22 protein-coding genes are annotated in these 20,224 nt (G+C 58.2%); 17 read left to right on the top strand and 5 right to left on the bottom strand.

All coding sequences use genetic code 11. The features are described from left to right. Nucleotides 1–131 precede the first annotated feature (131 nt). Genes AC07W4_RS06500 through AC07W4_RS06490 form a run of 3 tightly spaced genes read right to left on the bottom strand, consistent with a single transcriptional unit; the run spans nt 132 to nt 3,715 of the window. The gene (locus AC07W4_RS06500) at nt 132–713 is read right to left on the bottom strand and encodes a cob(I)yrinic acid a,c-diamide adenosyltransferase (RefSeq protein ID WP_495031884.1); all 582 of its coding nucleotides are present in this window, start codon (nt 711–713) and stop codon (nt 132–134) included. Between the two features lie 2 nt (nt 714–715). Then, nucleotides 716–2,752 carry a sensor histidine kinase gene (locus AC07W4_RS06495; protein WP_495031883.1) on the bottom strand — a complete coding sequence of 679 codons (2,037 nt, stop codon included), beginning with the start codon at nt 2,750–2,752 and terminating at the stop codon, nt 716–718. 45 nt (nt 2,753–2,797) lie between these two features. After that, complete coding sequence (locus tag AC07W4_RS06490; protein ID WP_008052466.1) at nt 2,798–3,715, bottom strand: putative 2-dehydropantoate 2-reductase; 918 nt, start codon at nt 3,713–3,715, stop codon at nt 2,798–2,800. Nucleotides 3,716–3,850: 135 nt separating this feature from the next. Here AC07W4_RS06490 and AC07W4_RS06485 point away from each other — a divergent pair, with 135 nt between their 5' ends. Next, nucleotides 3,851–4,336, top strand: coding sequence for a YajQ family cyclic di-GMP-binding protein (locus tag AC07W4_RS06485; RefSeq protein WP_007977344.1), 486 nt, complete (start codon nt 3,851–3,853; stop codon nt 4,334–4,336). A gap of 136 nt (nt 4,337–4,472) precedes the next feature. Then, nucleotides 4,473–5,315, top strand: coding sequence for a mechanosensitive ion channel family protein (locus tag AC07W4_RS06480; RefSeq protein WP_495031882.1), 843 nt, complete (start codon nt 4,473–4,475; stop codon nt 5,313–5,315). A gap of 140 nt (nt 5,316–5,455) precedes the next feature. Here AC07W4_RS06480 and AC07W4_RS06475 read toward each other — a convergent pair whose 3' ends face one another. Next, nucleotides 5,456–6,784, bottom strand: a complete 1,329-nt coding sequence (locus AC07W4_RS06475; RefSeq protein ID WP_007977342.1) for an OprD family porin — start codon at nt 6,782–6,784, stop codon at nt 5,456–5,458. Nucleotides 6,785–7,694: 910 nt separating this feature from the next. Here AC07W4_RS06475 and AC07W4_RS06470 point away from each other — a divergent pair. Both AC07W4_RS06470 and AC07W4_RS06465 read left to right on the top strand, forming a co-directional pair. Next, nucleotides 7,695–8,120: an HIT family protein gene (locus tag AC07W4_RS06470; protein WP_495031959.1), complete on the top strand. Its 426-nt coding sequence runs from the start codon at nt 7,695–7,697 to the stop codon at nt 8,118–8,120. Nucleotides 8,121–8,123: 3 nt separating this feature from the next. Then, the gene (locus tag AC07W4_RS06465; protein WP_008052459.1) at nt 8,124–8,330 is read left to right on the top strand and encodes a SlyX family protein; all 207 of its coding nucleotides are present in this window, start codon (nt 8,124–8,126) and stop codon (nt 8,328–8,330) included. Nucleotides 8,331–8,401: 71 nt separating this feature from the next. On the opposite strand, the gene AC07W4_RS06460 is transcribed toward AC07W4_RS06465, so the two are convergent. Continuing rightward, on the bottom strand, nt 8,402–9,004 hold the full coding sequence (locus tag AC07W4_RS06460) for a cold-shock protein (protein WP_008052457.1): 603 nt from the start codon (nt 9,002–9,004) through the stop codon (nt 8,402–8,404). A gap of 598 nt (nt 9,005–9,602) precedes the next feature. Between AC07W4_RS06460 and AC07W4_RS06455 the strand changes: the two genes are divergently transcribed. The 13 genes from AC07W4_RS06455 (at nt 9,603) to pal (ending at nt 20,218) form a co-directional block, all read left to right on the top strand. After that, on the top strand, nt 9,603–9,938 hold the full coding sequence (locus AC07W4_RS06455; RefSeq protein WP_008052454.1) for a ribbon-helix-helix domain-containing protein: 336 nt from the start codon (nt 9,603–9,605) through the stop codon (nt 9,936–9,938). A 136-nt stretch (nt 9,939–10,074) separates the two neighbouring features. Continuing rightward, nucleotides 10,075–10,296 (top strand): FmdB family zinc ribbon protein, encoded by a 222-nt coding sequence (locus AC07W4_RS06450; RefSeq protein ID WP_032829812.1) that lies wholly within the window; start codon nt 10,075–10,077, stop codon nt 10,294–10,296. A 120-nt stretch (nt 10,297–10,416) separates the two neighbouring features. Next, nucleotides 10,417–12,192 (top strand): aspartate--tRNA ligase, encoded by a 1,776-nt coding sequence (gene aspS, locus AC07W4_RS06445; RefSeq protein WP_495031881.1) that lies wholly within the window; start codon nt 10,417–10,419, stop codon nt 12,190–12,192. A gap of 128 nt (nt 12,193–12,320) precedes the next feature. Next, nucleotides 12,321–13,067: a YebC/PmpR family DNA-binding transcriptional regulator gene (locus tag AC07W4_RS06440; RefSeq protein ID WP_008052451.1), complete on the top strand. Its 747-nt coding sequence runs from the start codon at nt 12,321–12,323 to the stop codon at nt 13,065–13,067. A 159-nt stretch (nt 13,068–13,226) separates the two neighbouring features. Further along, on the top strand, nt 13,227–13,751 hold the full coding sequence (gene ruvC / locus AC07W4_RS06435) for a crossover junction endodeoxyribonuclease RuvC (protein ID WP_008015799.1): 525 nt from the start codon (nt 13,227–13,229) through the stop codon (nt 13,749–13,751). A 113-nt stretch (nt 13,752–13,864) separates the two neighbouring features. Further along, nucleotides 13,865–14,473 (top strand): Holliday junction branch migration protein RuvA, encoded by a 609-nt coding sequence (gene ruvA, locus AC07W4_RS06430; protein WP_008052450.1) that lies wholly within the window; start codon nt 13,865–13,867, stop codon nt 14,471–14,473. After that, nucleotides 14,474–15,535: a Holliday junction branch migration DNA helicase RuvB gene (gene ruvB / locus AC07W4_RS06425; protein ID WP_008015800.1), complete on the top strand. Its 1,062-nt coding sequence runs from the start codon at nt 14,474–14,476 to the stop codon at nt 15,533–15,535. 127 nt (nt 15,536–15,662) lie between these two features. Next, nucleotides 15,663–16,130 (top strand): tol-pal system-associated acyl-CoA thioesterase, encoded by a 468-nt coding sequence (ybgC, locus tag AC07W4_RS06420; RefSeq protein ID WP_008052449.1) that lies wholly within the window; start codon nt 15,663–15,665, stop codon nt 16,128–16,130. After that, nucleotides 16,120–16,815, top strand: a complete 696-nt coding sequence (tolQ, locus tag AC07W4_RS06415; protein WP_007977321.1) for a protein TolQ — start codon at nt 16,120–16,122, stop codon at nt 16,813–16,815. Before ybgC ends, tolQ begins: the two co-directional genes overlap by 11 nt. 23 nt (nt 16,816–16,838) lie before the next feature. Continuing rightward, entirely contained in the window at nt 16,839–17,291 is a 453-nt protein-coding gene (gene tolR / locus AC07W4_RS06410) for a protein TolR (protein ID WP_162130673.1), read from the top strand. Then, the gene (tolA, locus tag AC07W4_RS06405; RefSeq protein ID WP_495031880.1) at nt 17,291–18,370 is read left to right on the top strand and encodes a cell envelope integrity protein TolA; all 1,080 of its coding nucleotides are present in this window, start codon (nt 17,291–17,293) and stop codon (nt 18,368–18,370) included. Before tolR ends, tolA begins: the two co-directional genes overlap by 1 nt. A gap of 17 nt (nt 18,371–18,387) precedes the next feature. Continuing rightward, the gene (gene tolB / locus AC07W4_RS06400; protein WP_167362903.1) at nt 18,388–19,668 is read left to right on the top strand and encodes a Tol-Pal system beta propeller repeat protein TolB; all 1,281 of its coding nucleotides are present in this window, start codon (nt 18,388–18,390) and stop codon (nt 19,666–19,668) included. Nucleotides 19,669–19,720: 52 nt separating this feature from the next. After that, a complete protein-coding gene (gene pal / locus AC07W4_RS06395) occupies nt 19,721–20,218 on the top strand; it encodes a peptidoglycan-associated lipoprotein Pal (protein WP_003178634.1) in 498 nt (165 codons plus the stop codon). Nucleotides 20,219–20,224 lie beyond the last annotated feature (6 nt).

The raw sequence follows: 20,224 nt of genomic DNA, 5'->3' as shown, positions 1-20,224 counted from the left end.
GTAGCGCTCCTGCTGGCCTCTTCGCGGGCAAGCCCGCTCCCACAGTGTTCAAGGTGAAACACAGATTGTGTGAACACCAACAATCCCTGTGGGAGCGGGCTTGCCCGCGAACGCGGCCTGACAGTCGCCGATTATTTATCAGGCTTCGCCGCCGGCTGCCAAAGAATCTCCGCCACGCCCTGACGCTTGGCAATCAGCCGCGCCACCACGAACAACAAATCCGACAACCGATTGATGTACGCCAGGCCAACCCCGGCCAACGGCTCAATCGCATTGAGCTGCTGACACCGCCGCTCGGCACCGCGAGCGACGCTACGGCAGACGTGAGCCTGGGCAATCAGTGCCGAACCGCCGGGCAAGATGAAATTCTCCAGTGGCCCCAATTCTTCATTCCAAACATCGATCGCCGCTTCCAGGCGCTCGATTTCTGCTGCATTGAGCGCCTGATACACCGGCATCGCCAGTTCACCACCCAGATCAAATAACCGATGCTGACAAGGGGCCAATACCTCGATCACTTCGTTCAAGCCTGGAAACTCGCCAGTTTCCGCCGCCAACCCGGCCAGAAGCACCCCAACCTGGCTGTTCAGCGTATCGACCTCGCCAATTGCTTCGATGCGCGGGTGATCTTTCGGTACGCGTCGACCATCGCCCAGCCCGGTCTCGCCTTTGTCGCCAGTGCGGGTGTAAATCTTCGACAAACGAAAGCCCATGGTTACCTCGATAGCAGATTGAGTTCTTGCGAGACAGGCGGCGTGCTCGCCAGGGGCAGGCGCAAGGTGAAGCAGGTGCCTTGGCCCAGGGTCGATTGCACTTCCATCTGCCCTTTGTGGTTATTGGTGATGATGAAGTACGACACCGACAGGCCAAGCCCGGTGCCCTGGCCGATTTCCTTGGTCGTGAAAAACGGCTCGAAGGTCCGTTTGCGCACATTTTCGCTCATGCCAATGCCGTTGTCCTCGACCTGAATTTCCGCCCATGGCGGATTCAGCCTGGTGCGCAGAACGATCCGCCCAGGCTCGCTGTCGTCTTCGCGCTGGTGGATGGCTTGCGCGGCGTTTTTCAACAGGTTGAGCAGCACTTGCTCCAGTTCGTTGGCGGTGCCGGGGACCGGTCCCAGGGCTGGATCGAACTGGCGAATGATGGCCTGGCCCTTGAAGTCGAAGCCGATCGCCAGGTCGAAATCATTCCCGGCGATCTCCACCGCCTGGTCGATCAGGGCGGGCAGGTCGCACGGGGCCATCTGGCGGGTGCTGCGACGGCTGAAACTGAGCATGTGGGTGACGATTTTCGCCGCCCGGGCACCGGCCTGCTGGATGCCGTCGAGCAACTGTGGCACTTCGCGGATTTGCAGGTACTGGTTGACCGTCGCCAGTTCGATGCCGGCCTGTTCGGCCACTTCGAGGTTCTTCGGTAAATCGGGCGACAGGCGTCGGCGAATGTTTTGCACGTTGTGCAGGATCGCGCCCAGCGGGTTATTGATCTCGTGGGCCATGCCGGCGGCCAGGCCACCCACCGACAGCATTTTCTCGGACTGCACCATCATCTCCTCCAGGGACAGGCGCTGGGTGATGTCGTCGATCCGGATCACCACGCCACGCCCGGCACCGCCCATCAATGGATAGAACGTCAGGGCGTAGTGGCGGGGTTCGTCGTCCTTGAGCCAGGTGACACGTTCGATCTTGGCCACCGTATGCTGCTCGACCGTTTCCTTGAGTTGCGGCAAGAACGGCTTGAGCGGTTCGAAGGCCAGGAAGATTGGCTGGTTCAGAGCTTCATCGAGGCGCGTGCCGGACAGGGCGCTGGCCTCCTGGTTCCATTGCGTCACGTAGAGCTGTTCGTCGAGGGCGATCAGCGCCGACGGCATGGAGTCGATGATGCTGTTGAGGTAGTTCTGGAAACCGGTGAGCTTTTTCTCGATCTTGCTGCGCACCTGGACTTCGAGCTCCAGTTTGCGGTTGGTATGGCGGGTTTCTTCCGCCAGACCCTGGGCCTGGTCGTAGGCTGCCTGGGAGTCGTCCCTGGCCCGCTTGAGTTGCTGCTCCCGGGCCTCGATCCGTGAGAGCATGGTATTGAACGCCTCGGCGAGGCTGCCGATTTCATCGTGGTTTCCGCGTGAAGCACGCAGTGCGTAGTTTTCTTCGCGGGTTACCTGTCGGGACAACTCTTCGAGCTGGTGGATCGGCCGGGTGATCAGACGCTTGATCTGGCGGGCAATGATCAGCCACAGCAGCACGCTGAAGATCAGAATCCCCAGGCTGGCTGTCAGGGTCCCGGTGTAGAACGCCATTGGCAGTTCGCTTGTGGCCACCAACAGTAGGTGCCCTGGTGGCGCACCGGTGCGGGGCAGGGGGATGACTTGGTTGGTACGAAACTCTGTGGCCTGCCAGTCTTCGATATGCCGGAATCGCTTCGGCAGTTCCAGGTCGTCGCCACGCTGCAATTGCGCCAATCGCTCACCCTTACCGTCATAGAGGGCTGCCGCGCGCAACGGCGAATAGCTGTCGAGTTCATTCAGCAGGCGCTCGGCGCTTTGGGGGGACGCCAGGGCTTCGGAGGCAAGGCTCGGGTTGGATACCAGCCGGCCGATGGTCTGCAGGGCCTGGGGCGCCATGCTTTCCTGGGAGATGTAGTAGGCGGCGCTGATAAAGGTCAGGTTGGCAACCAGCAGGACGGTGACCATCAGTACCAGCAGGGCAGCCAGCAGTTTCTGGCCGACGGGCAGGTTTTCAAGGCGCTGGCGCAATGGCATCGGATTCATCGCAGAAAAGGAACAAGTGGCCAGCGTAGCCGCTGCTCAGTCGCTGGGCAATCCAAGGCTTTGCAGGCGGGCGATCAGCCTTGCCTCAAGTTGATTGAGGTGAGGCAGGTTCAGTTGATGACGTCCGGCCACTTTGCAGGCGTAACCGAGCAGGTAGCTGATTTCCGTGCGGCGCTGGCTCGTGACGTCCTGATGCATCGAGGAGTAGTTGGCCGCGGTGGCGTGAATCACCCGTTCGACTTCCTGCTGCAGGTTTTCGGCTGCTGCCGGCTGACCACAGCGCTCAAGCAATTCCACCAGTTCGCCGCACAGGGTGGCGACTTCACAGTGATGTTGCTGCAAACCTCCGTTGCGGCAATCGTGCAGCACCGTCAGCGGATTGATCGCACAGTTTAGGGCGAGTTTGCGCCACAGCCTGGTCAGGATTTCGGTGCTCCACTCGTGAGGGATACCGGCAGCGCTCAGGTCATCGAGCCAGATCGGCGCCACCGGATGGCTCGCATCCCCCAGCCAGGTGAAGCCATGCCCGGCAAACACCACGCGCCAATCGCCATCGCGAAAGGCACCTTCGGTACTCGAGGCATAGATGCAGCGTGCCTGAGGAACCTGTGCGGCCACCGCGTCCTGACTGCCCAGGCCGTTTTGCAGCAGGATCAGTTCGGCGCCTGGAGCCAGGCGTGGCGCCAATCGGGCCACCGCACTTTCGGTGTCGTAGGCTTTGCACGCCACCAGCAGGCGGTGGATCGGTTGGGGATTGTCGGCTGTCTCGGCGGGCACGGCATAGAGTTGCGCCTCGCCGTGTTCCACCAGTGTCACTCCACCGGCCGTCTCATAGGCCAGCAGTCTCGCGGCGTCCCGCAGGATCAGCCTGACCGGCACTCCGGCCCGTGCCAGACGTGTCGCCCATAAAGTGCCGAGGCTGCCGGCGCCCAGTACATGCCAGGTGGTGGACATCAGCTTTTTGCTCTGTTTAAGGCGTGCATCGGCAGCTCGCAGTGAATGATGGGAAAGACCCGTTATAATCAGCGCGGATTTTAACCGCAAGCCAGGCGTGCTCCATCAGTGCGCCTTTAAATTTGGAGAGATTACATGCCGTCGTTCGACGTGGTATCCGAACTGGACAAACACGAAGTCACCAACGCGGTCGAGAACGCCGTCAAGGAACTCGATCGTCGTTATGACCTGAAAGGCAAAGGCAGCTTCGAGTTCAAGGAAAAAGACCTGACCGTCAACCTGACCGCCGAAGCGGATTTCCAGCTCGAAGCGATGATTGAGATCCTCAAGCTGGCGCTGGTCAAGCGCAAAATCGACGTGCAGTGCCTTGAAGTCAAGGACGCGTTCGCATCGGGCAAGCTGATGAAGCAGGAAGCCGTCCTCAAGGAAGGCATCGACAAGGAGCTGGCGAAGAAAATCGTCGCCCATGTCAAAGACGCCAAGCTCAAGGTCCAGGCGGCCATTCAGGGCGAGCAGGTTCGCATCACCGGCAAAAAACGTGATGACCTGCAAGAAGCCATTGCAGTGCTGCGCGCCAAGGAATTCGGTATGCCGCTGCAGTTCAACAACTTCCGCGACTGAGTCTGAAAGCGGGAACCTCTTGGCGTTTGCGACGTCGCAGATCCAAGCACCGGCAGAAACGATTGAGCCCGTCGCGGTTCGATCTTTCTGCCGCTTTTTTACGCATGCCGGGTAGCCGGAAAACAGGAGAGAGTAGATGGACTTAAATGCCGAGGTAGACAATCTGGTCAAGGTATCCCAAACCTGGATCCCGATGATCATGGAATACGGCAGCCGTGTACTGCTGGCGGTCATCACCCTGGCCATCGGCTGGTGGCTGATCAACAAGGTCACGAAAAAGCTCGGCGGCCTGATTGCATTGCGTAATGCCGACCTGGCGCTGCAAGGTTTTATCAGCAGCCTGGCGAACATCATCCTCAAGATCCTGCTGGTCGTCAGCGTGGCCTCGATGATCGGTGTGGAAACCACTTCGTTTGTGGCAGCGATTGGTGCGGCAGGCCTGGCCATTGGCCTGGCCTTGCAGGGCAGCCTGGCGAACTTCGCCGGTGGCGTGCTGATTTTGCTGTTTCGCCCGTTTCGCATCGGTGACTGGATCGAGGCTCAGGGGATTGCCGGCACCGTCGACAGCATCCAGATTTTCCATACCGTACTGCGTACCGGTGACAACAAGACCATCATCGTGCCTAACGGCAATCTGTCGAATGGCATCATCACCAACACCAATCGCCAGCCGACCCGCAAAGTGGTGTTTGATGTAGGCGTCGATTATGAAGCGGACTTGCAGAAAGCCCGGAAAGTGTTGCTGGAGTTGGCCAAGGATCCGCGTGTATTGGCAGATCCGGAACCACAGGCAGTTGTTTCTACCCTGGGTGACAGCTCGATCACGCTTTCGCTTCGTGTCTGGGTAAAGACTGCCGATTACTGGGACGTGATGTTCATGTTCAACGAACTGTCCCGTGATCGTCTGAGAGAGGCCGGCATCGATATTCCATTTCCACAGCGGGTTATTCGCGTGGTTCAGGAGTCCGCAGTGCAGTGATAGACCTTGTCATACATGCCTGACTTTTCGGTCAGGCATGTAGGGTGATTGTTCAATAATTGAACAATATTCACAGACAACAAAAAAGGCCCATCCGAAGATGGGCCTTTTGTTTGTTACCGCAAACTAACTGGATGCGATTACAAAACCGACAGCGGGTAGTCGACGATGAAACGGAACTCTTTCACGTCGCCTTCACCTTCGTCAGCGTTAGCGAAGTGCCATGCTTGACGAATACGGAAGGACAGGTCTTTTGCCGGGCCAGTCTGAACAACGTACTTGGCTTCGAAGTTGGTCTCGTTGTGCTTGCCGTCTTCGCCATACAGGCCAGCGTAAGGGCTGCCAACTGGAGTTTTGGTGCCGTCGATGTCCCAGCCTTTAACGTAACGGGTCATGAAGCTCAGACCTGGAACGCCGTACTCAGCCATTTTCAGGTCATAACGAACCTGGGCAGACTTCTCGCCAGGGGCGTTGAAGTCAGAGTACTGGATGGAGTTGGCGAGGAAGATCGAGTCGCCGCCGCGGTTGTTTTTGCCCACACCGATGTAGTCGAACGGAGTGTCACCGTTAACCTTCTGGAAGGCGAGGGTGATGGTGTGTGCTTTCATGAACGAGAAAGCGGCTGCCAGGGAGTAAGCAGTGTTGCTGATCTCGCCCGCTTTGGCATCACCAGTGTCTTTGGTGTTGTAGATGTTACCGTCCAGGTTCAGCGACTCGTCGCCGCCCAGCGGGATGGTGTAGTTCAGGTTGGCGTAGTACTGGTTCCAGATGTCTTCCAGCTTGGCGCCGTACAGCGATGCCGACAGGTTGTCGGTGATGCCGTATTTGCCACCGAAGTAGTCGATGGAGTTGGCTTCTACGCCAGCGTAGGTTGCAAACAGGCCGCCGTCACGAGCGTTGCGGTCCTGGCTGGTCGCCGAGTAGAAGTGACCGGCTTCGAGGTCAAGGTCTTTGACTTCGCTGCTTTGCAGCTGGATGCCGCTGGCAGTTTGAGGAAGGATACGGGAACCGCCAACAGCGAACACCGGAGCAGTGCTTGGCTGCATGTCGCCGACTTTCAGCTCGGTTTTCGATACGCGGAATTTAACGGCGCCGCCGGCTTTGCCTTGGCTGTCGTTAACTTCGCCATCGGCGTCGCGGCTCATGTTACCGGTGCCGCCGGTGCCATCACCGCCGTCCAGTTTGATTGCCAGGTAACCGAAAGCGTCAACACCAACACCGATCAGGCCTTGGGTGTAACCGGAGCTGAAATTGCCCCAGATACCTTGGGTCCAGTCTTTCTGGTCGGTTGCGCCATCTTTGCGGTCACGGTTGAAGTAGTAGTTGCGAACCAGCAAGTTCAAGGAGCTGTCTTCAACAATACCTTTGGCTTCAGCCTGGTCACTTACGAAAGGGGCGGCCGTAGCCAATTGGGTACTGGCTGCTGCTGCAACTGCCAGTGCGATCATGCTCCACTTCATCACGCGCATCGTGATTTGCTCCTTTGGTTTTAGAAGAGTACTGCCGTCCCACCTGTTTTATTATCTGGGCGGCTCTTTCTTTTTGTGTCGGCGCAAACTTATATCACGCCGACAATGTTGGCGATACTTGCGCATCTAACCTTTCGCCTTCTTTACGACCCTGTCGCAAACAGCAAGGTAGATGTCGCAAATTTCCAGCTCCGACGCAACCCGGCGGACAACTTTAATGCTGTTTTTTGCGCCTTGTCGTCGGTAAAAAGAGTCCTGGTGAAACGTTTGAATCTCCATCGGGCTACCTTGCCACTGTTTTTTTTGCCTGAGGATCCCCGCTTCCAGCGGGTGCCACATCGGGCGATGTTGAGTATGAATGCAACAAGCGTGCACAAATTCGTGTTTTGTTACGCTTTTTTTCTAATTGATTGCCAAGTGCTGTAAAAACCTCATAAAACCGGGGGGGCAAGCGCTTTTGGTTTGGGCTTGACGCCTTGCCTGGCATCATGTTGCGCCCTTCTCATCGACAGCCTGGCAACCAGAAATGTTACCGGTTCACCCCACCACTGGGTAAATGGCGGATGTCGAAGCGTTCAGCGTAGACCCACTGTGCGGTTTTGGTGCAAAAAATTTTAACCCTGTGTTGAATACATCTCTGTCGGCCGCTTGCCTGAAGCGAACTTTTCCTTGTTGATCAGTCATTTCGGCGTTTTTTGCCTGCTGCTCGGTTCTGTAATGGTGCGCGGCAGCGATAATTGTCCCATCCGGGGGCGGCTGTCAGCTTTTCGCTGGCGCTCCAGGCCTCGATGCAAGGTTCGCCGTGAAGCGTACGCCGTTCGCAGGTATGCTGCCGTCCGGTCGCTTGGTGCGCTGTTCCGTCTGGATGGGCGCTAAGCTGAAAAATGATGGCCCGGCGGGAGTACGCGCAGTGTTCGCTCTAGATTCACGACTTCAACAAGACACGTTACCGATCGGGGACTTTCCGCTCTGCCGGTTGCTGCTGTCCAACGATTCGAACTATCCATGGTTCATCCTGGTACCTCGTCGCGAGGCTATCAGCGAGATATTTCAGTTGGATGTCGCAGACCAGCAACAGCTTTGGCAGGAAACCACTGCGCTGTCACAAGTGCTCAAGGACGCGTTCGATGCGGACAAGTTGAATGTGGCGGCGCTGGGCAATGTCGTCAGTCAGTTGCACATGCATGTGATTGCGCGCAAGCGCGAAGATGCCGCCTGGCCAGCGCCGGTTTGGGGTAAGCATCCGGCAAAACCCTACGGTTCGGAGCAGATCGCCGCGATTCGCGAACGTTTGCGCTTGATTTTGACCGATGATTTTACGTTTCTGGAGGGCTGAACCATGAGCCTGGAAGAACGCGTTACCGAGCTTGAAAGCCGTCTGGCGTTTCAGGATGACACCATCCAGGCATTGAACGATGTGCTGGTGGCGCAGCAGCGGGTGGTCGAGCGTCTGCAACTGCAAATGGCCGCGCTGCTCAAGCGGCAGGAGGAAATGGTCGGGCAGTTCGAGTCATTCGAAGAAGAAGCGCCGCCGCCGCACTATTGAACGCATCGCAGGCATGAAAAAACCGCGGACAGCTGGGCTGTGCGCGGTTTTTTTTGGGGGGAGGCCTTGAATCAGCGGCGCGGCAGTGCGGCGATCACATCTTCGGCTTGCAGGCCCTTGTCACGATTCATGACGGAGAACTCCACGCGCTGGCCTTCGACCAGGACACGGTGGCCTTCACCGCGAATGGCCCGGAAGTGGACGAAGATATCGTCGCCGGAGTCGCGGGAGATGAAGCCGAAGCCTTTGGATGTGTTGAACCACTTGACGGTGCCGGTATCGCGGTTGCTCATGTCGTAGCTTGGCGAGGCGGCGGCTGGTGACGACTTGTAGAAGCTGATGCCCAGGTGCAGGGCAACGGCGATCAGGGCTGCGACCAGGCTGAACAGCACGGCGGGTTGACCGGCGATGACGGGCATTGGTGCGATCAGCGTCAGGGTTTGCAGGACCACGCTCAGAACCAGCAGGGCGCTGACCAGGTTTTGCAGTTGGTGGCGCGGGCCTTTGTTCCAGTAAGGGATGACAGGTGCAAGTGTGAGGTTGAGCAGGCCGAAAAAGGCCAGGTACAGTGCGTCGGGTTGTTGCAGGTAAGGTAAGGCCTCGGATTGCAGGCTAGGGATGAAGGACAGCAGCAAGGCCGCTGCGCCTATCAACAGATGGACGATTTTCAACATTTTGATTAACTCACGTTAAGGCAGCTCACAAGGAAGAGCTGATGGCGCACGGTTCGCTTCAAGATAATAAAGAGGCGTTGGACACGTACCCGGTATCAGCCTATGCGCCATGCCCGGAAAAATAGGCATTGGCGACACACCGTCTATTTAACAGCAAAGCCGCAGGCTACTCAAATCAGGGCGTCCGGCGGCTCTTTTGGGGGGCAAATTGCCGCAGGTCGCCCCCAAGTTACGGGGTTGCGGTACCTGACGGCGGCCGACTTGCTGATCCGGCGTATGCAGGCGCATGAAAAAAACGGCGTGGATGCTCCGCGCTCTGCTGGACCAGTAACGCACTCGTGCGCGGATGACACCTTGAAGTGTTGTTCGCGCTCTTCTTTCCTACACCATTCCGTACGGTGTTTCTGAAGGGGGTATCGCTTCTCTGCGTGGGAAAGTGTCCGGGGTAGGACGTTCTCCAGGGTCTGCCAAAAGTTGTTGGCTTATCCTACGTCGAGGGTCATAAAGTCGGCTGGAAAATACCTTTGCACCTGCGTTTTTATAAAGCGACAAGCAGTTGCGCTTAAAGAAACCAGGATGACAAAGGAGTGTCAGCGTTATGGTTTATGAAAGGCTGGAAGAGCGGCGATACGGTTCGCACATGGATGTAAGGGTTGATCCGTTTGTTCGCGAGTTCGATATGGGGCTGGCCCAACCCTTGTCACGCTCCGTACGATTGAATGGCTTCGCCACTTGTTTGCGGCTTGAGCAGGTTTATTGGGATATTTTGGCGCAGATGGCCCGGGTCAATGGTTGCTCTGTCAATAACCTGTTGTCCCATGTGGATCGCGAAGTTCACTTGCGCCATGGCGGGGTAAGGAACTTCAGTGGATTGGTGCGGGTTGTCTGCGTCGTGCACAGCCTCAAGGAGGGGGGTTGCATCGCCACGGCCTAGTCGGGGCGGCGAAAGCAGCAGAGTGTCGGTCTGTGCAGTCTTACGGCTGCACAGGCCGCATTTAATGGATATAATCCCGCTCTTTGCCGCAAAACCCTGCGTGTGCGGTAGCAATCTGATCGCCGAGACAACCTCCATGCCGATGTACGATTATCAATGTGCTTCCTGTGGTCATCAGTTGGAAGCCATTCAAAAGATCAGCGATGCACCGCTGGTCGACTGCCCTGCCTGTCAGGCGCCAGAGCTTAAGAAGTTGCTGTCCATGCCGGGCTTCCGCCTCAGCGGCACGGGTTGGTACGAAACCGATTTCAAGACCGGTTCCAAGAAGAACCTGGCCGGCGGCGACAAAGCTGACTAAGGTCTGGAACCTGAGTTGAACGACACGCGAGCTCTTGCATCACCCGGCGACTTTTTTAAAGGCGGGGCTGCTGTAGGATCTCCAACCGAATTTCGAATTACGAGAAGTGAAACCACGACCATGATGCGCAGCCATTATTGCGGCCAACTGAACGAAAGCCTGGACGGCCAGGAAATTACCCTTTGCGGATGGGTCCACCGTCGCCGTGACCACGGTGGGGTGATTTTCCTCGATATCCGTGATCGTGATGGTCTGGCCCAGGTCGTGTTCGATCCGGACCGTGCTGAAACCTTCGCCGCTGCCGATCGCGTGCGTAGCGAGTACGTCGTGAAGATCACCGGCAAGGTTCGCCTGCGTCCGGCCGGTGCGACCAACGCCAACATGGCGTCGGGCATGATCGAAGTCCTGGGCTACGAGCTGGAAGTGCTGAACGAATCGGAAACTCCGCCGTTCCCGTTGAACGAGTTCTCCGACGTCGGCGAAGAAACCCGCCTGCGCTATCGCTTCCTCGACTTGCGTCGCCCGGAAATGGCCGAGAAGCTGCGTCTGCGTTCGCGCATGACCACCAGCATCCGTCGCTTCCTGGACGAGAACGGCTTCCTTGACGTCGAGACGCCGATCCTGACCCGCGCCACCCCCGAAGGCGCGCGCGATTACCTGGTGCCGAGCCGTACTCATGCCGGTTCGTTCTTTGCCTTGCCGCAATCGCCGCAGCTGTTCAAACAACTGCTGATGGTGGCCGGCTTCGATCGTTACTACCAGATCGCCAAGTGCTTCCGTGACGAAGACCTGCGTGCCGACCGCCAGCCGGAATTCACCCAGATCGACATCGAGACCAGCTTCCTCGATGAAAAAGAGATCATGGGCCTGACCGAGCAAATGATCCGCAACCTGTTCAAGGAAGTGCTGGGCCTGGAATTCGGCGAGCTCCCGCACATGACCTTCGAAGAAGCCATGCGTCGCTACGGTTCCGACAAGCCAGACCTGCGTAACCCGCTGGAACTGGTTGACGTGGCCGACCAGCTCAAGGACGTCGACTTCAAGGTGTTCAGCGGCCCGGCCAACGACCCGAAATGCCGTATCGCCGCCCTGCGCGTGCCTGGCGGCGCGAGCATGCCGCGCAAGCAGATCGACGACTACACCAAGTTCGTCGGCATCTACGGTGCCAAGGGCCTGGCGTACATCAAGGTCAACGAGCGCGCCAATGGCGTTGACGGTCTGCAATCGCCGATCGTGAAGAACATCCCTGAAGCCAACCTCAACGTGATCCTGGATCGTGTTGGTGCAGTTGACGGCGATATCGTGTTCTTCGGCGCCGACAAGGCCAAGATCGTCAGCGAAGCGTTGGGCGCATTGCGCATCAAGCTCGGTCACGACCTGAGCCTGCTGACCTGCGAATGGGCTCCGATGTGGGTCGTTGACTTCCCGATGTTCGAAGAGAACGACGACGGCAGCTTCAGCGCCTTGCACCACCCGTTCACCGCGCCGAAGTGCTCCCCGGCGGAGCTGGAAGCCAACCCGGCTGGCGCTCTGTCCCGTGCCTACGACATGGTGTTGAACGGTACCGAGCTGGGTGGCGGTTCGATCCGTATCCACCGCAAAGAGATGCAGCAAGCGGTCTTCCGCCTGTTGGGCATCAACGAAGCGGAACAGGAAGAGAAATTCGGCTTCCTGCTCGACGCCCTGAAATACGGCGCGCCGCCGCACGGTGGCCTGGCCTTCGGTCTGGACCGTCTGGTGATGCTGATGACCGGCGCCCAGTCGATCCGTGAAGTGATCGCCTTCCCGAAAACCCAGAGCGCGGCGGATGTCATGACTCAGGCACCGGGCCAGGTGGATGCCAAGGCATTGCGCGAACTGCACATTCGTCTGCGCGAAACGCCTAAGGCCGAGTAAGGTTGACCTGAAGGGCGCATCTGTGGATGCGCCCTTTCTTTATAGATAGAGCTGTTCAAGATTTTTGTTTGCCGGCCGGCGCAATACAGTGCGGCGGGCAATGTTTCAAAGAGAATTCGGAGCGAGTTATGGCAGGTCATTCCAAGTGGGCGAACATCAAGCACCGCAAAGAACGTCAGGATGCCAAGAGGGGCAAGATCTTCACCAAGTGGATTCGTGAGCTGACCGTCGCTGCCCGTCAGGGTGGGGGTGATCCAGGCTCCAATCCGCGTCTGCGCCTGGCCCTGGACAAGGCTTTGGGTGCGAACATGAGCCGCGACATCATCGATCGTGCCGTCGCCCGCGGTACCGGAGCTGCCGACACCGACGACGTGGTCGAGCTGACCTACGAAGGTTACGGTCCGGGCGGCGTGGCGGTGATGGTCGAATGCATGACCGACAACCGTAATCGCACCGCAGCCGCTGTTCGTCATGCGTTCAGCAAATGCGGCGGCAACCTGGGGACTGACGGTTCTGTGGCCTATCTGTTCGAACGCAAGGGGCAGATCTCCTTCGCTGCCGGCGTTGACGAAGACGCACTGATGGAAGCCGCCATGGAAGCCGACGCCGATGACGTTGTGACCAACGAAGACGGTTCGATCGACGTGTTCACCTCTTTTTCCGGGTTCTATTCGGTGCGTAACGCACTGGAAGCGGCGGGCTTCAAGGGTGACGACGCGGAAATCGTCATGTTGCCGACCACTAGCGCCGAGCTCGATCTGGAAGGTGCCGAGAAAGTCCTCAAGCTGATCGACATGCTCGAAGACCTGGATGATGTGCAAAACGTCTACTCCAATGCGGACATCCCGGAGTCGGTGGCTGCACAGCTCGGCTAAAGGGCAACAATGTCCCATGTGGGAGCGGGCTTGCTCGCGAACGCGGATTTGCAGGCAACGTTGTTGCTGAATATGAAACCGCTTTCGCGAGCAAGCCCGCTCCCACATTTGTTATTCGTTGTATTGAATTTTCGTGCTCTTACTTAACCCGCAGGCGTTATGACTTTAATTCTTGGTATCGATCCTGGTTCGCGCATCACCGGTTACGGTGTGGTTCGTGATACCGGCCGTGGCTGTGAGTACGTCGCCTCCGGTTGTATCCGCACCGGTGCCGGCGAGCTGCATGAGCGACTGCAGATTGTCTATCGCGGGGTACGGGAGATCATTCAGACGTACCATCCGGTGACCATGGGGATCGAAAAGGTGTTCATGGCCCGTAACGCCGATTCCGCCCTGAAACTGGGGCAGGCACGAGGCGCCGCGATCGTGGCTGGGGCCGAGGAAAGCCTGGAAATTGCCGAATACACCGCAACCCAGGTCAAGCAGGCGGTCGTCGGTACCGGTGCGGCCAACAAGGAGCAGGTGCAAATGATGGTCATGCACATGCTCAAGCTCACCAGCAAGCCGCAGATCGATGCCTCGGACGCCCTGGCCATTGCCATTTGCCACGCTCACACCCGTTCCAGCCTGTTGCCCCATGGGCTGGGAGCTGCACGCAGTCGTGGCGGGCGCCTGCGTCTCTGATAGCATCAGCAATCATTTTCATGGAGTGAGTGCGTTCCGCCTGTGTTGTCGGCGGTATTGCTCGCTCTATCAGTCGCTGGCCAAGAGCTGGCCAACGCTCAAGGATTTGTAACGTGATTGGACGTTTGCGCGGCACCCTGGCTGAGAAGCAGCCTCCCCATCTGATTCTGGATGTAAATGGCCTGGGCTATGAACTTGAAGTGCCCATGACGACCCTTTACCGCTTGCCGTCGGTCGGTGAGCCGCTAACCTTGCATACCCATTTGGTCGTGCGCGAAGACGCACAGTTACTCTATGGTTTTGTCGGCAAGCGTGAGCGCGACTTTTTTCGCGAATTGATCCGCCTCAACGGCGTCGGGCCAAAACTGGCCCTGGCCTTGATGTCGAGCCTGGAAGTCGATGAGCTGGTTCGCTGCGTACAGTCCCAGGACACTTCGGCGCTGACCAAGGTCCCGGGCGTCGGCAAGAAGACCGCCGAACGCTTGCTGGTGGAGCTCAAGGATCGCTTCAAGGCCTGGGAAACCGTACCGGCCATGTTCGCCCTGGTGCCGAACCAGCCGGATGGACCGGCTCCGGTGAACACTGCCGAGACTGACGCCGTCAGCGCCTTGATTTCCCTGGGCTACAAGCCCCAGGAAGCAAGCAAGGCGGTGTCTGCGATCAAAGAGAAAGATTTGAGCAGTGAAGACATGATCCGCCGCGCCTTGAAGGGAATGATCTAAGTGATTGAAGCTGATCGTCTGATCGCTGCCACGCACAGCCCGCGTGAGCGCGAAGAAGTCCAGGACCGCGCCATTCGCCCGGTCAGCCTGGCCGAATACATTGGCCAGCCGACCGTTCGCGAACAGATGGAGTTGTTCATTCAGGCCGCTCGCGGTCGAAATGAATCCCTGGATCACACGCTGATCTTCGGGCCGCCAGGCTTGGGCAAGACCACTCTCGCCAACATCATCGCCCAGGAAATGGGCGTGTCGATAAAGAGCACCTCGGGGCCGGTGCTGGAGCGCCCAGGCGACCTGGCCGCGCTGTTGACCAACCTTGAGCCTCACGATGTGCTGTTTATCGACGAAATCCATCGCCTGTCGCCCATCGTTGAAGAGGTGCTGTACCCGGCCATGGAGGATTTCCAGCTCGATATCATGATCGGCGAAGGCCCGGCCGCACGTTCGATCAAGCTGGATCTGCCGCCGTTCACCCTGGTCGGCGCAACGACGCGGGCGGGGATGCTCACCAACCCGTTGCGTGACCGTTTCGGCATCGTTCAGCGTCTTGAGTTCTACAATAACGCCGACTTGTCGACGATCGTCAGTCGTTCGGCGAGCATCCTCGGTTTGCCGCTGGACCCGGAAGGCGCCTTCGAAATCGCCCGCCGTGCCCGTGGTACGCCGCGGATCGCCAACAGGCTGCTGCGCCGGGTGCGCGACTTTGCCGAAGTTCGCGCCAAGGGGCATATCACCAAGCCGATTGCCGACCTGGCGTTGAACCTGCTGGATGTCGATGAGCGTGGCTTCGATCACCAGGACCGGCGTCTGTTGTTGACCATGATCGAGAAGTTCGACGGCGGGCCGGTCGGGGTCGACAGTCTGGCCGCCGCCATCAGCGAAGAGCGTCACACCATCGAAGACGTGCTCGAGCCTTACCTGATCCAGCAGGGTTACATCATGCGCACGCCTCGGGGGCGGGTGGTGACGCGGCATGCCTACCTGCATTTCGGTTTAAACATTCCGTCACGATTGGGCGAAATGCCCGTGGTAGACGAGTTTCTCGATGCCGCTGACGATTAATTAACATTGCGTGCTGATTTTTTCGGGCAATGTAGGGTCCCAAGACCGTACTTTCACGTGAAAGCCGCAGAACAATGAAAAACAGTTGCCATGCCGGATTGGCAACCTGAGGAGTAAGCACTAGAGTATGCGCGCGCAAAACGGGCTTGAGCCTTTCGCACATCGCTGTCGCGTTTATTACGAGGACACCGATGCGGGGGGCATCGTGTATTACGTTAATTACCTCAAGTTTATGGAACGGGCTCGAACCGAGCGGCTACGAGATCTGGGCTTTGCCCAATCCACGCTTGCCGGTGAGGACCTGTTGTTCGTCGTGCATTCCAGCGAAGCGCGCTACCACGCGCCGGCGCGACTGGATGACGAACTGCTGGTAAGCGCCGAGGTAATCGAATTGAACCGTGCCAGCCTGCGCTTCAAACAGCAGGTCAGGCGGGCAACGGATAATGTGCTGCTCTGCGAAGGGCAGTTTCTGGTGGCCTGTGTGCGCACTGAAAGTTTGAAACCCCGGGCCATTCCCGAAGCTCTACGAGCGGCCTTTGCCGACGTGAGCGGCGCGGGTACACACTCAAAGCAGGAGATAAAGCGTGGAAGCTAACGTCGTCGACCATTCCTCCATGTGGAGCCTGGTCAGCAATGCCAGTATCGTGGTGCAACTGGTAATGCTGACCCTGGTAGCCGCATCGGTGACCTCGTGGATCATGATCTTTCAGCGCAGTAATCTGCTGCGCGCCGGTCGACGTGCCCTGGAGAGCTTTGAAGAGCGCTTCTGGTCGGGTATCGACCTGTCCAAGCTGTACCGTCAGGCCGGCAGCAACCCGGACCCTGATTCGGGCGTCGAGCAAATCTTCCGTGCCGGTTTCAAGGAGTTCTCCCGTCTGCGCCAGCAGTCAGGCGTTGATCCGGAAGCGGTGATGGAAGGCGTGGCCCGTGCCATGCGCGTCGCCATTTCCCGCGAAGAAGAAAAGCTCGAGCAGAGCCTGCCTTTCCTGGCCACCGTTGGTTCCGTCAGCCCGTACATCGGTCTGTTCGGTACCGTCTGGGGGATCATGAATTCCTTCCGTGGCCTGGCCACCGCCCAGCAAGCGACCCTGGCCACAGTGGCCCCGGGTATCGCCGAAGCACTGATCGCCACCGCGATCGGTCTGTTCGCTGCCATTCCAGCCGTTATCGCTTACAACCGTTTTGCTGCTCGCAGCGAAACCCTGCTGGGCCGCTACTACACCTTCGCCGACGAGTTCCAGGCGATCCTGCACCGCAAAGTGCACACCAGCGAAGAATAAGCAGGTAATTTCCAATGGCTTTAATCGCTCGAGCTCGCAAAAAGCGCAAGCCGGTCGCCGAGATGAACGTGGTGCCTTACATCGACGTGATGTTGGTGCTGCTGGTCATCTTCATGGTGACCGCGCCGATGCTCAATCAGGGCGTGAAAGTTGATCTGCCCAAGGTTTCCAGTGAAGCCTTGCCGCAGGACAACAACACCCAGGTCCTGACCATTTCCATCAAATCCGACAAGACCTACTACTGGAACCTTGGCAGCGAAGTCGACACAGACAAGCAGCAAGACCGGGCCATGACCCTGCCGCAGATGACTGACGCGGTGACCAAGATCATTCGCGTCGGCAACGAAGGCGGCAAGCGTACCCAGGTCTTCATTCGCGGCGACAAATCTGTCGATTACGGTTCCGTCATGGGGGCCATGGGCGGGTTGCAGAAAGCCGGGGTCGGTAATGTTGGCTTGATTACCGAGGCGCCCTGATGCAGCAACAGCGAGAGCCGTCCGCCTCGGAAAGCTACTTCTGGCCTAGTGTCTGGGCGATTGGCTTGCACGTGCTGGTGTTCGGCATGCTGTTCGTCAGTTTTGCCTTCACACCGGAATTGCCGCCGGCCAAGCCGATTGTCCAGGCGACCTTGTACCAGCTGAAATCGAAAAGTCGGGCGACCACCCAGACCAATCAGAAGATTGCCGGTGAAGCGCAGAAATCGGCTGCGCGTCAGACCGAAGTCGAGCAGATGGAACAGAAAAAGGTCGAGCAGGAAGCGGTGAAGGCTGCGGAACAAAAGAAAGAAGAGGCGGCTCAAAAGGCCGAAGAAGCCAAGAAGGCCGACGAGGCGAAGAAAGCGGACGAGGCGAAAAAGGCTGATGAAGCCAAGAAAGCCGACGAAGCGAAGAAAACCGCGGAAGCCAAGAAGGCAGAAGAGAAACAATTGGCTGATATAGCCAAGAAGAAAGCCGAAGAAGAAGCCAAGAAAGCCGCGGAAGAAGAGGCCAAGAAAGCGGCCGCTGAAGAAGCCAGGAAAAAGATCGTCGAAGACGCGAAGAAGAAAGCCGCGGAAGACGCCAAGAAGAAAGCTGAAGCTGAAGAGGCGAAGAAGAAAGTCGCCGAGGAAGCGAAGAAGAAAGCTGCCGCCGATGCTGCGAAGAAGAAATCGCAGGATGCGGCGCGTAAATCCGCCGAAGACAAAAAGGCCCAGGCCCTGGCAGATTTGCTTTCCGACACGCCGCAGCGTCAGCAGGCCTTGGCCGATGAGCAGGGCGACGAAGTTGCCGGCAGTTTCGATGACCTGATTCGTGCGCGTGCAGCGGAAGGCTGGGCTCGTCCACCTTCGGCACGCAAAGGCATGACGGTCGTGTTGCAAATCGGCATGTTGCCGGACGGTACGGTGACTTCGGTCAGCGTGTCCAGGTCCAGTGGCGACGGTCCGTTTGACGCATCGGCTGTTGCAGCGGTGAAGAATATTGGACGTTTGACAGAAATGCAGGGAATGAAGCCGAGTGATTTCGCTCCGTATCGTTCATTCAAGATGACATTCACACCTGAGGATCTAGCCTTGTGAGAAACCTTCTACGAGGAATGCTGGTCGTTATCTGCTGCATGGCAGGGATGGCGATGGCAGATGAGAAAAACATTCTGGTTACCAGCGGCAGCGATCGGGCGACCCCGATCGCCGTCGTACCGTTCGGCTTCCAGGGCGGTAGCGTGCTGCCGGACGACATGGCGGAAATCATTGGTAATGACCTGCGCAACTCGGGTTACTACTCGCCGCTTCCAAAGCAGAACATGATCAGCCAGCCGAGCCAGGCCAGCGAAATCATCTTCCGTGACTTCAAGGCGCTGGGTGCCCAGTACGTCATGGTCGGCAGCATCGTGCCGGCGGGCGGTCGCCTGCAGGTGCAATACGCACTGTTCAACGTGGCAACCGAGCAGCAAGTGCTGACCGGCAGCGTGTCGGGCGGCGTCGATCAGTTGCGCGACATGGCGCACTACATCTCCGACCAGTCGTTCGAAAAACTCACGGGTATCAAGGGTGCCTTCTCGACTCGCCTGCTGTACGTAACGGCCGAGCGTTTCTCCGAGAACAACACTCGCTACACCCTGCAACGTTCGGACTACGACGGTGCTCGCGCCGTGACCCTGCTGCAGTCGCGCGAGCCGATCCTGTCGCCGCGTTTCGCACCGGATGGCAAGCGTATCGCTTATGTCTCCTTCGAGCAGAAGCGTCCACGCATCTTCATGCAGAACATCGACACCGGTCGCCGTGAGCAGATCACCAACTTCGAAGGCCTGAACGGTGCGCCAGCCTGGTCGCCGGATGGCAATCGCCTGGCGTTCGTACTGTCCAAAGACGGCAACCCGGACATCTATGTGATGAACCTGGGTTCGCGTCAGATCAGCCGCGTCACCAACGGTCCTGGCATCAACACCGAACCGTTCTGGGGCAAGGATGGCTCGACCATCTACTTCACGTCCGACCGTGGCGGCAAACCGCAGATCTACAAGACCAGTGCCGGTGGTGGCGGTGCCGAACGCGTGACTTTCGTCGGTAACTACAACGCCAACCCTAAACTGTCGGCTGATGAAAAGACGCTTGTCATGATTCACCGTCAGGATGGCTTCACCAATTTCAAGGTGGCGGCCCAGGATTTGCAGCGCGGTAGTGTAAAAATCCTCACTGATAGCACTCTGGACGAGTCGCCTACTGTCGCGCCCAACGGCACCATGGTAATCTACGCCACCCGCCAGCAGGGCCGGGGAGTCTTGATGCTCGTGTCCATCAATGGACGCGTAAGGCTCCCGCTTCCTACCGCACAAGGCGAAGTCAGAGAACCTTCCTGGTCCCCTTACCTGAACTGACGCGGCGCTATACGTTTTACTTAACACACTGGGGTTCATTAGGAGTTTCACGATGGAAATGCTGAAGTTTGGTAAATTTGCTGCGCTGGCACTGGCCATGGCTGTAGCTGTAGGTTGCTCGTCCAAAGGCGGCGACAATGCCGGTGAAGGCGCGGTAGATCCAAACGCTGGTTACGGCGCAAACACTGGTGCAGTTGACGGCTCCCTGAGCGAAGAAGCTGCACTGCGCGCTATCACCACTTTCTACTTCGAATACGACAGCTCGGACCTGAAGCCAGAAGCCATGCGCGCTCTGGACGTTCACGCCAAAGACCTGAAAGCAAACGGCGCTCGCGTTGTTCTGGAAGGCAACACCGACGAACGTGGTACTCGTGAGTACAACATGGCACTGGGCGAGCGTCGTGCGAAAGCCGTTCAGCGCTACCTGGTACTGCAAGGTGTTTCCCCAGCTCAGCTGGAACTGGTTTCCTACGGCGAAGAGCGTCCAGTTGCTACCGGCAACGACGAGCAGTCCTGGGCTCAAAACCGTCGCGTCGAACTGCGTAAGTAATTCGTC

Source organism: Pseudomonas sp. GW821-FHT02A08 (assembly GCF_059422045.1).
The sequence above is the reverse complement of the archived record's forward strand: the minus strand, read 5'-3'. Positions and strand labels throughout refer to the sequence as shown.

What these genes read in the sequence shown, in the direction of transcription:
- AC07W4_RS06440 (WP_008052451.1), top strand. Translation starts at nt 12,321, where the DNA reads ATGGCAGGTCATTCCAAGTGGGCGAACATCAAGCACCGCAAAGAACGT.
- AC07W4_RS06450 (WP_032829812.1), top strand. Translation starts at nt 10,075, where the DNA reads ATGCCGATGTACGATTATCAATGTGCTTCCTGTGGTCATCAGTTGGAA.
- AC07W4_RS06475 (WP_007977342.1), bottom strand. Translation starts at nt 6,784, where the DNA reads ATGCGCGTGATGAAGTGGAGCATGATCGCACTGGCAGTTGCAGCAGCA.
- ruvC (WP_008015799.1), top strand. Translation starts at nt 13,227, where the DNA reads ATGACTTTAATTCTTGGTATCGATCCTGGTTCGCGCATCACCGGTTAC.
- aspS (WP_495031881.1), top strand. Translation starts at nt 10,417, where the DNA reads ATGATGCGCAGCCATTATTGCGGCCAACTGAACGAAAGCCTGGACGGC.
- AC07W4_RS06465 (WP_008052459.1), top strand. Translation starts at nt 8,124, where the DNA reads ATGAGCCTGGAAGAACGCGTTACCGAGCTTGAAAGCCGTCTGGCGTTT.
- AC07W4_RS06455 (WP_008052454.1), top strand. Translation starts at nt 9,603, where the DNA reads ATGGTTTATGAAAGGCTGGAAGAGCGGCGATACGGTTCGCACATGGAT.
- AC07W4_RS06480 (WP_495031882.1), top strand. Translation starts at nt 4,473, where the DNA reads ATGGACTTAAATGCCGAGGTAGACAATCTGGTCAAGGTATCCCAAACC.
- tolA (WP_495031880.1), top strand. Translation starts at nt 17,291, where the DNA reads ATGCAGCAACAGCGAGAGCCGTCCGCCTCGGAAAGCTACTTCTGGCCT.
- ybgC (WP_008052449.1), top strand. Translation starts at nt 15,663, where the DNA reads ATGCGCGCGCAAAACGGGCTTGAGCCTTTCGCACATCGCTGTCGCGTT.
- AC07W4_RS06495 (WP_495031883.1), bottom strand. Translation starts at nt 2,752, where the DNA reads ATGCCATTGCGCCAGCGCCTTGAAAACCTGCCCGTCGGCCAGAAACTG.
- AC07W4_RS06500 (WP_495031884.1), bottom strand. Translation starts at nt 713, where the DNA reads ATGGGCTTTCGTTTGTCGAAGATTTACACCCGCACTGGCGACAAAGGC.
- AC07W4_RS06485 (WP_007977344.1), top strand. Translation starts at nt 3,851, where the DNA reads ATGCCGTCGTTCGACGTGGTATCCGAACTGGACAAACACGAAGTCACC.
- pal (WP_003178634.1), top strand. Translation starts at nt 19,721, where the DNA reads ATGGAAATGCTGAAGTTTGGTAAATTTGCTGCGCTGGCACTGGCCATG.
- AC07W4_RS06460 (WP_008052457.1), bottom strand. Translation starts at nt 9,004, where the DNA reads ATGTTGAAAATCGTCCATCTGTTGATAGGCGCAGCGGCCTTGCTGCTG.
- tolB (WP_167362903.1), top strand. Translation starts at nt 18,388, where the DNA reads ATGCTGGTCGTTATCTGCTGCATGGCAGGGATGGCGATGGCAGATGAG.
- AC07W4_RS06490 (WP_008052466.1), bottom strand. Translation starts at nt 3,715, where the DNA reads ATGTCCACCACCTGGCATGTACTGGGCGCCGGCAGCCTCGGCACTTTA.